Source organism: Streptomyces sp. SL06, from assembly GCF_058244745.1.
Genome location: NZ_JBSYOT010000002.1, coordinates 1241572 through 1253640, shown reverse-complemented (window position 1 = coordinate 1253640; position 12069 = coordinate 1241572). Strand labels below are relative to the sequence as shown.

The following is a 12069-nucleotide window of genomic DNA, read 5'->3' as shown; positions in this document are numbered from 1 at the left end:
AGGCACGCCACGATGAGCACCAAATCCCGGAACCCCTGGGAGACATGGGCGCGGTACGTCCCGCCGCTCGCCTGCGCGAGCACCCGGGAGCCCTGCCCCGACCCGGCGGCCACCGCCACCCGCCTCGCTCGGGCCCGCCTCGCCGACCAGTACGTGGTGTACGAGGCGGAGGGCGGCGTCTGGCACTTCGCGGCGGGCTCCGCCGTCAGCGTCACCGCCGACGCCACCGGCATCACCGCGCGCGCCGCCGGGCGCACCTGGACCTCGCGCACCGAGTGGAAACCGCTGACGGCGTTCGCCGGCGCTCTGTCCGCGCTGCACGACAACCGCGGCGAAGGGCGCGCCTTCTACGGCTGGGCGGCCTTCGAACTGGCCCACCTCCTCCACGCGGACCCCGCGACGGCGGGCGACCGGCCCCTGCTGCACGCGCTGGTGCCGTCCGTCGAGGTGACCCTCACCGGCGACCGGACGGTGGTCCGCGCGGTGGACGAGGCCTGGGCACGCAAGGTCGGCGACCTGCTCGCGGAGGCCCCGGCGGAGCCGGCCGGCCCCGGCGCGCCGGCGCGCGGGAGGACCGAGGAGGTGATCGCCGCCGGCACCGCCGCCTACGGCCGGGCGGTCTCCCGCACGGTCGGGGACATCCGCGCGGGGCTCCTGGAGAAGGCGGTGGTCTCCCGGAAGGTCCCGCTGCCCGCCGAGCCCCGCCCGGACTTCCCCGCGACCTATCTCGCGGGCCGCCGGGCCAACACACCCGCACGTTCCTACCTGCTGGACCTCGGCGGCTACCGGGCGGCCGGGTTCAGCCCCGAGACCGTGCTCGAGGTCGGGGAGGACGGCCGCGTCAGCACCCAGCCGCTCGCCGGCACCCGCGCCCTGGTGGCCGACCCGGCGGAGAACGAGCGCAGCCGCGCGGAACTGCTCAGCGACCCCAAGGAGATACACGAACACGCCGTGTCCGTACGCCTGGCCTGGGACGAGATGGCGGCCGTGTGCGCCGCCGGCTCCGTCGCGGTCGAGGAGTTCATGGCGGTCCGCCCGCGAGGGTCGGTGCAGCACCTGGCCTCGCGGGTGACGGGCCGGCTGCGGCCGGGCGCCGGGCCCTGGGACGCCTTCGCCTCGCTCTTCCCGGCGATCACCGCCACCGGCGTCTCCAAACGCGCCGCGCTCCAGGCCCTGGCCCGCCACGAGGAGGGGCCACGGGGCCTGTACGGCGGCGCGGTGTTCCGCGGCGACACCGGCGGCGCCCTGGACGCCGCCCTCGTGCTGCGTACCCTCATCGGCGCGGGGAACGAGGCGTGGCTGCGGGCGGGCGCCGGCGTCACCGGCCAGTCCAGCCCCGAACGGGAGACCGAGGAGACCTGCGAGAAGCTCCGCAGCGTCGCCCCGTATCTGCGGTTCCGCGCCGACTGAACCGGGCTCGTGGTCAGCGCAGGCCGGCGAAGAGGTCGTTCTCGGGCAGGGCCGCGCCGGTGGTGTCCCGGACCCGCAGGAAGGTCTCCATGCCCATCAGCTCGCCGAACCGCTCCCTGCCCATCCTGAGAAAGAAGATGTTCTCGCTCTGACTGGCGTGCGCGGCCAGCGCGTCGAACTTCTGGCCGCTGAACGCGGTGGTGTCCACCCAGGTGGTGACCTCGTCGTCGGGCAGGCCGATCCCGGCCAGGGCGGCGGCCTCGGCGGGATCCGGCTCCGGCATGTCCTCCTGGAACTCGCGCATGATCTCGCCGAACCGCCGCACCCCCGAGCGGGGCATCGTGGTCCAGTACACCTTCGGGACCGGCGCGGTCAGCTCCAGCGCCGCCATCGTGACGCGGTGGGCCTGGATGTGGTCGGGGTGGCCGTAGAAGCCGTTCTCGTCATAGGTGACGACCACGTCGGGCCGGTGGTGCCGCATGAGTTCCGCGAGCCGGGCCGCGCCTTCCGCCACGGGGGTCCGCCAGAAGGATCCGGGGGCGTCGTTGCTCGGCCAGCCCGCCATCCCGGAGTCGGCGTAGCCCAGCATCTCCAGCTCGCCGACCTTCAGGATGCCGCAGCTCGCCTCGAGTTCCCCGCGGCGCATCGAGGCGACCGCCGCCGGATCGTGCCCGGGGTCGCCCGGCTTGACACCCCCCGGTCCGTCACCGCAGGCGCCGTCGGTACACGTCACGAGAACCGTGCGGACGCCTTCCGCCGCGTACCGCGCCAGGATCCCCCCGGTTCCGGTGGCCTCGTCGTCGGGGTGGGCGTGCACTGCCATGAGCGTCAGGGGCCGGTGTGCCATGGGACAGTCCTCCTGCGGAATACGTCTCGGGTGCGCGGCGGGCGTGCCGCCTCGGTCCATGCAACCGCGCGGGCCGGACCGGCTGTTCCCGACACGGCCGCCGGGTTCCGCGGACACCGGCGTTCCACGTGCCGCGCCGGTGCCGCAGGTCCCCGGGCCGTACAGGGCCGGTGGGCCCCGCGGCACTGCCCGATCGCCCCTGCCCGGCGCCGCCGCGCGGAGGGACCCTTGAGGCGGGCACGGCCGCCCGCGCGGCCGACGCCCCCACGCATCCCGACCGGGTGGAAGGGTGACCCCGTCATGTCCGTCGTCAGCGCACGTCCCTCGCACGCGTCCGCCTACCTGATCCGGGCGGCGGTGACCGCGCCGTCGCTCATGAACACCCAGCCCTGGCGCTTCGTCGCGGACGGCGACGCGGAGGTCGAGCTGCACGCGGACACCGGGCGCGGGCTGCCGCTCGCCGACCCGCACGGACGAGAACTCCTGCTCGGTTGCGGGGCCGCCCTGTTCAACATGCGGCTGGCCATGCTGCACCTCGGCTTCCGGCCCGTCGTCCACACGTTCCCCGACCCGCAGGACCCCGCACACCTCGCCACCGTCAGGTGGGGCGCCTACACCCGGCCCACCCCCGAGGAACAGCGTCTGTACGCTGCCCTGGGCCGGCGGCACACCGTACGCGGGCCCTTCCTGCCGGAGCCGCCGCCCCCGCGGCTCGTCGGGGAGATGCGTGAGCACACGCGCCGGGAGGGCGCCGAACTGCACGTCGTCGACGGCACGGCGGAGCGCCGGCTGCTGGCCGAACTGATCCACGCCGCCGAGGAGACCGGCGCCGACCCGACGCCCGCCGGCGCCGGTCTCCGCCACCCCGACTCCACCGTCCTCGCCGGGCGGGACCCCACGGCAGCCACCGACGTGTTCCCCACGCCTCCTCGGCGATGGCCCGCCAGGACCGGTCTTGTGACGCTCCTCGCCACGGACCGGGACGACCCGCGGACCTGGCTGCGGTCCGGCCAGGCGCTTCAGCGGATGCTGCTGCACGCGGCCGGGTACGGAGTCATGGCCGCCTTCCACACCCGGCCCCTCGAAGTGCCCCGCCTGCGCACCCGTGTCCGGCGGACCCTCACCGCCGGGCAGTACCCGCAGGCGGTACTCCGCCTCGGACACCCGCCCTGCGTACGGGCCCTGCCCCGCCGCGCCCTCACCGACGTACTCGGCTGACACCGGCCGGCTGCTGCGGGGGCGGTGCCCCGGCTCCCACGACCCGGGGCCGTACGGCGCGGGGCCGGGCCGTCCGGCCTCTGTGCCGGGGCGCCGCCCCGCAGCAGCCTGGCGTTGACAAGCGGGGCCGGACCCGCGGGCGCGGTCCCGGACGTGCGAGTGAGGGGAGGGACCGTCATGGGCGGCCCGGTCGTGATGGCGTTCGACGGCTCGCGGGAGTGTCTCGCGATGGTGGAGTGCGCGGCGCGCGAGGCGGACCGGCGGGGGGTGGCCCTGCGCTTCGTACGGGCCGTCGCATGGCCCACCGGCCCGGTGCCGCCCGGCGTGCCGCCCTGGGACCCCGACGGGCCGGGACCGCGGGAGCGGGACGGCGTGCCGGCGGCGGCGACGGAACGGGCCCGCGCGTTCGCGCCGCAGGCCGAGATCAGCCACGAGGTCCTCCTCGGCGACACCGCGGGCGTGCTGGAGTCCGCCGCGCGCGACGCGTCGCTCCTCGTACTCGCCGGCCCCCTGCCGGGGTCGGGCGATCCACGCCGGGACAGCGGCGTGCGCAGGCTGGTCCGGCACAGCGGCTGCCCGGTACTGGTGATCGACGCCGCGGCAGGACCCACCGCTCCCGTGCTGGTGGCCCCGGACGCGTCCGCTTCGGCCGCGGAGGCGGTGGCGGCCCTGGAGTGCGCCTTCGCCGAGGCCTCGGCGCGGGGCGTGCCCTGCTGGCCGTGCGTCCGCGCGCTCCGTGGCGCCGCCGGGCCCGCGGAACGTCCCTCGCCGCGGCGCTGCCCGGACTCAGGGAGCGGTACCCCGACGTGCGGGTGCGCTGCCTGCCCCCACGGGCAGGGCGGCGCCGGACCCCGAAGAGGGCGGCCCAGCTGGTAGTGCTCGCCGGGCGGGGCGGCGAGGACTTCGCCGCCTGACCGTCCCTCGCTCAGGAGTTCCCGATCCGGGCCGGCGGGCCGGGCGCCGCGCAGTCGTCGACGCGGAAGCCGAGGCCGTTCACCACGCCGACCACGCCGTCCAGGCGCCAGGCGGCGTGAATGATCTCCGGCACCTGACTGCGCAGTTCCGCCCGGCCGTCGAGGGTGACGACACCGTCGCGCACGGAGACGAGGACCGCCTCGGGCGGCAGGTGCAGCGCGCCGACGACGATCTCCTGCGTCACCTGGCGGCGGATGTCGTCGTCCGCGCGCAGGAAGACCCGGAGCAGGTCGCGCCGGGTGGCGATGCCGATGAGGCGGTCGGCCTCGTCGACCACGGGGAGCCGCTCGACGCCGCGGCGCTCCATGAGCCGGGCGGCGTCCGGCACGGTCTGCTCGGGGTGCACGGTGATCGCGGGGCTCGACATCACGTCGCCCGCCGTCACGGCGGACGGCGGAACGCGGCCGTTGCGGTGCGCCTGGGTACGTACCAGGTCGCTCCCGGAGAGGACGCCGAGGACCTTGTCGTCGGCGTCGACCACGGGCAGCCCGCTGATCCGGTGGCGTTCGAGCAGCCGCACGACCTCCTTGAACGGTGTCGTCCGGCGTGCCTGCACAACGTCCCGGGCCATTACCTCACCGACGGTGTGAACGGTCATGGCGGATTCTCCTTCGCAAGCACGAACAAGTACGGACGAACACTGAAGACTGACGAACACAGACGAACACAGACGAACACAGACGAACGCTGACGGGACGGGTGAGGAGCCGGAGCCGGTGCGCGGCTCCGGCTCACCCCTGCCGGGTCGGGCGGCCGCCGACGGCCTACTCCTGCGGGCCGCCGCGCCACGGGGGCGGCGCGGCCGTCCGGCGGGTGGTGTCGCCACGGTGGGCGACGCGTTCGACGCGGGAGCGCAGCAGGTCGTGGAGCCGGTCGGCGAGTTCGCGGGCGCTCGCCTCGCGGGCGTGGACGACGACCAGATCGCTTCCGACCTGGATGTCGGTGCGGGCGTCCCAGGGCAGTTCGGCGTGGTGGGCCGACGCCCGCCGGACCCGCACCTCACCGCTCACGGGCGGCAGGCCCGGCCGGTCCAGGGCGGTGGCGACCTTCTCGCGGAGGTGGGCGAGAGACTCCTCGTCCACCTCGCCGTCGGCGCGCACCCGCACGGTGACGGTGGTCTCACGGGCCCTGATGTCCTTGGCACTCATGTGCTCCACTCCCTGTGGTCCTTCTGCGAGAACTCAAGGCTGCTGCGCTTTGCCTCCGGGTCCCAGGGGGCGGCCGGCCCCGGTGGGAGGGGCGCTCGGCCCCTGACCCCGGTGCCGAGCGGCCCCGTGTCTCACCGGCTGTCGCTGCCCTCGGTCCCTTCCAGCGCCGCCCGGCCCGCCTCCAGCCGCGCCACCGGCACCCGGAACGGCGAGCAGGAGACGTAGTCCAGTCCGGCGGCGTGGAAGAAGTGCACCGAGTCGGGGTCCCCGCCGTGCTCGCCGCACACCCCGATCTTGAGGTCCGGACGGGCGGCCCGGCCCTCGGCGACGCCGATGCCCACCAGCCGGCCGACCCCCTCGCGGTCGAGCGTCTCGAACGGCGAAGTGGGGAAGACGCCCTTGTCGAGGTAGGCGGAGAAGAACTCCGCCTCGACGTCGTCGCGGGAGAAGCCCCAGGTGGTCTGGGTCAGGTCGTTGGTGCCGAAGGAGAAGAACTCGGCCTCCTCGGCGATCCGGCCCGCCGTCAGGGCCGCCCTGGGCAGCTCGATCATGGTGCCGACGGGGCAGTCGACGGTGACCTCGTACGCCCGCGAGACCTCGGCCAGCACCCGCCGCACCTCCTCGCGTACGAGGCGCAGTTCACGCACGTCACCGACGAGCGGGACCATGATCTCCGCCCTGGGGGCGCCACCGGCCAGGAGGCGCTCGGCGACGGCCTCACCGATCGCCCGGACCTGCATGGCGACCAGGCCGGGAACGAGCAGCCCCAGGCGCACACCGCGCAGCCCGAGCATCGGGTTCTCCTCGTGCATGCGGTTCACGGCGGCCAGCAGCTCGACTTCGCGCGGGTCGGGATCGTCGCCGCGGGCCTCGGCGGCGGCGATCCGCACCGCCAGTTCGGTGTGGTCGGGCAGGAACTCGTGCAGGGGCGGGTCCAGCAGCCGGATGGTGACCGGCAGGCCGTCCATGGCCTCCAGGATGCCGACGAAGTCCTCCCGCTGGAGGGGCAGCAGGCCCGCGAGCGCCCGGTCGCGCTCGGCGTCCGAGGTGGCCAGGATCATCTGCTCGACCAGCTTGCGGCGCTCACCGAGGAACATGTGCTCGGTGCGGCAGAGCCCGATGCCCTGCGCCCCGAACCGCCGGGCTCGGGCGGCGTCCTGCGGGGTGTCGGCGTTGGCCCGCACCTCCAGGCGCCGCACGGTGTCCGCGCGGGCCAGCGCGCGGGCCACCGCGTCGACCGCGCCCCGCGTGTCCTCGTCGCCCCTGCCGTCCTCCAGGTACCGGATGACCGCCGAGTCCACCAGCGGCACCGCTCCCGCGTACACGGCACCGGCGGTGCCGTCCACCGAGACGACGGTGCCCTCGCGGACCACGGTGCCGTCCGCGGTGGTGAGGCGCCGGGCCTCGGTGTCCACGGTGAGTTCCTCGGCGCCGCACACGCAGACCTTGCCCATACCGCGGGCGACGACGGCCGCGTGGCTGGTCTTGCCGCCGCGGCTGGTGAGGACCGCCTGGGCGGCGATCATGCCGGGCAGGTCGTCGGGGTTGGTCTCCTGGCGGACCAGGACCACCCGCTCGCCGGCCGCGGCGCGGCGTCGGGCCTGCGCGGAGTCGAAGACCACGGCGCCGACCGCGGCGCCGGGGGAGGCCGGGACACCGTGGGCCAGCACGGCGCCGGTCGCCGAGGAGTCGAAGCGCGGGAACATCAGCCGGGCCAGGCCTTCGCCGCTCACCCGGGCCAGTGCCTCGTCCGGCGTGATGAGCCCCTCGTCGGACAGCTCGGCGGCGAGGACGAAGGCGGCCTCGGCGGTGCGCTTGCCGACCCGGGTCTGGAGCATCCACAGGGTGCCGCGTTCGATGGTGAACTCGATGTCGCACAGGTCCCGGTAGTGCCGCTCCAGGACCCCCATGTGGGTGCGCAGCCGCTCGTAGGACTCGGCGTCCAGGCGCTTCAGCTCGGCCAGCGGCACGGTGTTGCGGACGCCGGCGACCACGTCCTCGCCCTGCGCGTCGGGCAGGTAGTCGCCGTACAGGCCGGGGCGTCCGGTGGCCGGGTCGCGGGTGAAGGCGACGCCGCTGCCGGAGTCGGAGCCCAGGTTGCCGAAGACCATGCGCTGCACGTTGACGGCGGTGCCCAGGTCGTCGGCGATGTGCTCGCGGCGCCGGTACAGGCGGGCGCGTTCCCCGTTCCAGGACTCGAAGACGGCCAGGACCGCCCGGCGCAACTGCTCGGCGGGGCTCTGCGGGAAGTGGTCGCCGGTCTCCAGGCGGATCAGGTCCTTGTACGTCTCGACCAGTTCGGCCAGGTCGGACGCCGTCAGGTGCACGTCGTCCGCGACGCCGCGCAGGTCCTTGAGGAGGGCGAGGGAGCGTTCGAAGAGGGAGGAGTCGACGCCCATGACGGTGCTGCCGAACATCTGGACGAGGCGGCGGTAGGAGTCCCAGGCGAAGCGTTCGCTGCCGGAGACCTTGGCCAGCCCGAGGACGGAGTCGTCGTTGAGCCCGATGTCGAGGATCGTCTCCATCATGCCGGGCATCGAGAACTTCGCGCCGGAGCGCACGGACAGCAGCAGCGGGTCGTCCGGCTGCCCCAGCGAACGCCCGGCGGACGCCTCAAGGGCCGACAGGTGCGCGGAGACCTCGTCCCACAGGCCCGCGGGTTCGCTGCCCGTGGCCAGGAAGGCGCGGCACGCCTTGGTGGTGAGGGTGAAGCCCGGTGGCACGGGGAGCCCGAGCCGGGTCATCTCGGCCAGGTTCGATCCCTTGCCGCCGAGGAGAGCGGCCATGTCACGGCGGCCCTCGGTGAAGTCGTAGACGTAACGGACCATGACGCAGCGCTCCTCGAACGTCGGGGACGTGACGTTTCCAGCGTCGGACGCCGGCGCGCCGTGCGCGAGGTGCCGGGTGTCCCGCCCGGGGGACCGGTCGGCCCCGGCGCCCGCCGTCCGCGCGGAAGGACCGGCGGAAGGACCGGCGGAAGGACCATGGGGACCCGGCCGGGGCCGTACGGCCCGTCGACCGGCGGCCCGGCCGGGAGGAGGCTCGAAGGCGCCGGAAGTCCGCCAGGACACCGGAAGGCATCGACTCGGAGGGGGACACACGTCATGGCCCACGACATCGTGGTGGGGGTCGACGGATCGGCCGCGAGCCTCGCCGCCGCGCACTGGGCGGCCCGGGAGGCCGAGCGGCGGGGGACCGGGCTCGGCGTGGTGCACGCCTGGCACCGCCACGCCCGCCCCGCGCCGTACATCCCCGTGGACGGCGGCGAGCACCTCTGGGCCGAGCGGCTGCTGCGCGAGGCCGTGCGCAGTGTCCGTGCCGCCCATCCCGGTCTGCGGATCACCGACCGGCTCGTGTGCGACTCGACGGTCCCCGCCCTGCTCGCCGCCTCGGAAGACGCCGAACTGCTGGTCCTCGGCTCGCTCGGTCTCGGGGCCCTGGGCGGTTTCGTGACCGGCTCCGTCTCCCAGCGCGTCGTCGGCCGGGCAACCCGCCCGGTCGTCCTGGTCCGGGCCGGCCGCAGCGCCGCCGACGAGCACCTGCCGGCCACGGACGGCGTCGCCCCGGAGGAGATCCCGGCCACGCCCTGCCGGCAGGTGGTCCTGGGAGTGCAGACGGACCGTCCCTGCGACGAACTGATCGAGTTCGCCTTCGAGGCCGCCCACCGCCGCGACACCGGCCTGCGCGTGGTCCACTCCTACCGCAAGCCGCCGCGGCCCGCCCCCGTCGCGTCCGTTCCGCTGGTCTCCGCGGCCGCGGAGGGCCCGGCGCCCGCCCCGTGGCCGCAGGCCCAGGCGCTCGCTGACGAGGAGCGCACGCTGGCGGCGGTGCTGCGGCCCTGGCGGGAGAAGTACCCGAGCGTCCCCGTGACCGAGACGGTCACCGAGCAGCGTGCCGCCGCCGCACTGGTGCGGGCCGGCCGGGACGCCGGCCTCCTCGTGGTGGGCCGCCGCAACACCGACCGCCGGATCGGCGCCCACACGGGCCCGGTCACGCACGCCGCCCTGCACCACGTGCAGTGCCCGGTCGCGGTCGTACCGCACGACTGACCCCGCGCACCCCGCGCCGGCCCCGACGGCCGGGGCGGGGGCCGAAGGTCCCGGCGGACCGGGGCCGCACGTCACTCGCCCGGTGACCTGTCCGGCACTCCCCGGCGCCGGTCCGCGCGACGAACATCGACAGTGCCACGACCGTACGACGAGAGGACCCGCGATGACCGCGACGGTGACAGCCGGCTCCCGGACCGCCGACGCCTGGCGGCAGTTCACCGGGAGCGGGTGGCGTGAGCGCATCGACGTGCGCGACTTCATCCAGGCCAACTACACGCCCTACGAAGGCGACGGCGCCTTCCTGGCCGGCGCCACGGACCGCACCCGCGCGGTCTGGGACAGGGTCAGCGCGCTCTTCCCCGAGGAGCGGCGCAGGGGCATCCTCGACGTCGACACCGCCACCCCCTCCACCATCACCTCGCACGCCCCCGGCTACATCGACCGCGACCGCGAGCTGATCGTCGGCCTGCAGACCGACGCCCCGCTCAAGCGGGCGATCATGCCCAACGGCGGCCTGCGCATGGTGACGAACGGACTGAAGGCGTACGGCTACGAGCCCGACCCGTTCGTGACGAGGGTGTTCGACACCTACCGCAAGACCCACAACGCCGGTGTCTTCGACGCCTACACCCCCGCCATGCGCGCCGCCCGCAGGGTCGGCATCATCACCGGCCTGCCGGACGCCTACGGCCGCGGCCGGATCATCGGCGACTACCGCCGTGTCGCCCTCTACGGCACCGACCGGCTCATCGAGGCCAAGCGCGCCGAGCGCGCCCTGCTGGACGCCCGGCCGTCCACCGCCGAGGTCGTCCGCGACCGCGAGGAACTGGCCGAGCAGATCCGGGCACTGGGCGAGCTGGCCGAGATGGCCGCGACCTACGGCTGCGACGTCACCCGGCCCGCGACCACCGGGCACGAGGCCGTCCAGTGGCTCTACCTCGGCTTCCTCGCCGCGGTCAAGGAGCAGAACGGCGCGGCCATGTCCCTGGGCCGCACCTCCACCTTCCTGGACGTCTACCTCCAGCGCGACCTGGACGAGGGGATCCTCGACGAGCGGCGCGCCCAGGAGCTGATCGACGACTTCGTCATCAAGCTCCGCATCGTGCGCTTCCTGCGCACCCCCGAGTACGACGCGCTGTTCTCCGGCGACCCGACCTGGGTGACGGAGTCCATCGGCGGCATCGGCGCCGACGGCAGGCCGCTGGTCACCCGCACCTCCTTCCGTTTCCTGCAGACCCTCTACAACCTCGGCCCCGCCCCGGAGCCGAACCTGACCGTCCTGTGGTCGCCCCGGCTCCCGGACGGCTTCAAGAGGTTCTGCACCCAGGTGTCCATCGACACCAGCGCCGTCCAGTACGAGTCCGACGACCTGATGCGCCCGCGCACCGGCGACGACACCGCCATCGCCTGCTGCGTCTCCGCGATGGCGGTGGGCAAGCAGATGCAGTTCTTCGGCGCCCGCGTCAACCTCGCCAAGGCGCTGCTCTACGCCGTCAACGGCGGCCGGGACGAGATGACCGGCGACCAGATCACCCCCGCGAGCCCGCCGCTGGCCGGCGAGTACCTGGACTACGACGAGCTGTCGGCCGCGTACGACCATGTGCTGGACTGGCTCGCCCAGACCTACGTCGACGCGCTCAACGTCATCCACTACATGCACGACAAGTACGCCTACGAGCGCATCGAGATGGCCCTGCACGACCACCCCGTGCACCGGTTCATGGCCTGCGGCATCGCCGGACTCTCGGTCGCCGTGGACAGCCTCTCCGCCGTCAAGCACGCCCGGGTGAGGATCATCCGGGACGCGAGCGGACTGGCCGTGGACTTCCACACCGAGGGCGACTTCCCGACGTACGGGAACAACGACGACCGCGCCGACGCCCTCGCCGTCGACCTGGTCGAGTCGTTCATGGCGAAGGTGCGCGAGCACCCCACCTACCGAGACGCCGAGCACACCCAGTCCGTGCTGACCATCACCTCCAACGTGGTCTACGGCAAGCACACCGGCAACACCCCCGACGGCCGCCGCGCGGGACTGCCCTTCGCCCCCGGCGCCAACCCGATGAACGGCCGCGACCGCCACGGGGTGGCCGCCTCCGCCCTCTCGGTGGCCAAGCTCCCCTACGAGGCGGCGCGGGACGGCATCTCCCTGACCACGACCATCACCCCGGAGGGACTGGGCCACGTCCCCGAGGAGCGCGCCGGTCACCTGGCCGGCATCCTCGACGCCTACATGTCCGCGGGCGGCTTCCACATGAACGTCAACGTGCTGGACCGGGCCGTCCTCAAGGACGCCATGGAGCACCCGGAGAAGTACCCGGAGCTGACGATCCGGGTCTCCGGATACGCCGTGAACTTCGTCCGCCTCACCCGCGAGCAGCAGCTCGACGTGATCAGCCGCACCTTCCACGGATCGCTGTGA

General features: G+C 74.3%; 9 protein-coding genes. 5 read left to right on the top strand and 4 right to left on the bottom strand.

Annotation, left to right across the window (positions count from 1 at the left end):
* The first annotated feature begins 12 nt into the window (after window positions 1–12).
* The gene (locus AC4IHM_RS05555; protein ID WP_490865962.1) at window positions 13–1410 is read left to right on the top strand and encodes a salicylate synthase; all 1398 of its coding nucleotides are present in this window, start codon (window positions 13–15) and stop codon (window positions 1408–1410) included.
* Window positions 1411–1423: 13 nt separating this feature from the next.
* Here the strand turns inward: AC4IHM_RS05555 and AC4IHM_RS05550 are convergent, their stop codons facing one another.
* The gene (locus tag AC4IHM_RS05550) at window positions 1424–2257 is read right to left on the bottom strand and encodes a PIG-L family deacetylase (protein WP_490865961.1); all 834 of its coding nucleotides are present in this window, start codon (window positions 2255–2257) and stop codon (window positions 1424–1426) included.
* A 300-nt stretch (window positions 2258–2557) separates the two neighbouring features.
* On the opposite strand from AC4IHM_RS05550, the gene AC4IHM_RS05545 reads away from it, so the two are divergent.
* Both AC4IHM_RS05545 and AC4IHM_RS05540 read left to right on the top strand, forming a co-directional pair.
* On the top strand, window positions 2558–3475 hold the full coding sequence (locus AC4IHM_RS05545) for a hypothetical protein (protein ID WP_490865960.1): 918 nt from the start codon (window positions 2558–2560) through the stop codon (window positions 3473–3475).
* Between the two features lie 177 nt (window positions 3476–3652).
* Window positions 3653–4351 carry a universal stress protein gene (locus AC4IHM_RS05540; protein ID WP_490865959.1) on the top strand — a complete coding sequence of 233 codons (699 nt, stop codon included), beginning with the start codon at window positions 3653–3655 and terminating at the stop codon, window positions 4349–4351.
* A 49-nt stretch (window positions 4352–4400) separates the two neighbouring features.
* Here the strand turns inward: AC4IHM_RS05540 and AC4IHM_RS05535 are convergent, their stop codons facing one another.
* The 3 genes from AC4IHM_RS05535 to ppdK form a co-directional block, all read right to left on the bottom strand.
* Window positions 4401–5048: a CBS domain-containing protein gene (locus AC4IHM_RS05535; protein ID WP_490865958.1), complete on the bottom strand. Its 648-nt coding sequence runs from the start codon at window positions 5046–5048 to the stop codon at window positions 4401–4403.
* Window positions 5049–5214: 166 nt separating this feature from the next.
* Window positions 5215–5598 carry a hypothetical protein gene (locus AC4IHM_RS05530; protein ID WP_490865957.1) on the bottom strand — a complete coding sequence of 128 codons (384 nt, stop codon included), beginning with the start codon at window positions 5596–5598 and terminating at the stop codon, window positions 5215–5217.
* Window positions 5599–5729: 131 nt separating this feature from the next.
* The gene (ppdK, locus tag AC4IHM_RS05525) at window positions 5730–8426 is read right to left on the bottom strand and encodes a pyruvate, phosphate dikinase (protein WP_490865956.1); all 2697 of its coding nucleotides are present in this window, start codon (window positions 8424–8426) and stop codon (window positions 5730–5732) included.
* A 276-nt stretch (window positions 8427–8702) separates the two neighbouring features.
* Between ppdK and AC4IHM_RS05520 the strand changes: the two genes are divergently transcribed.
* Both AC4IHM_RS05520 and pflB read left to right on the top strand, forming a co-directional pair.
* On the top strand, window positions 8703–9647 hold the full coding sequence (locus AC4IHM_RS05520) for a universal stress protein (protein ID WP_490865955.1): 945 nt from the start codon (window positions 8703–8705) through the stop codon (window positions 9645–9647).
* A 163-nt stretch (window positions 9648–9810) separates the two neighbouring features.
* A complete protein-coding gene (gene pflB, locus AC4IHM_RS05515) occupies window positions 9811–12069 on the top strand; it encodes a formate C-acetyltransferase (RefSeq protein ID WP_490865954.1) in 2259 nt (752 codons plus the stop codon).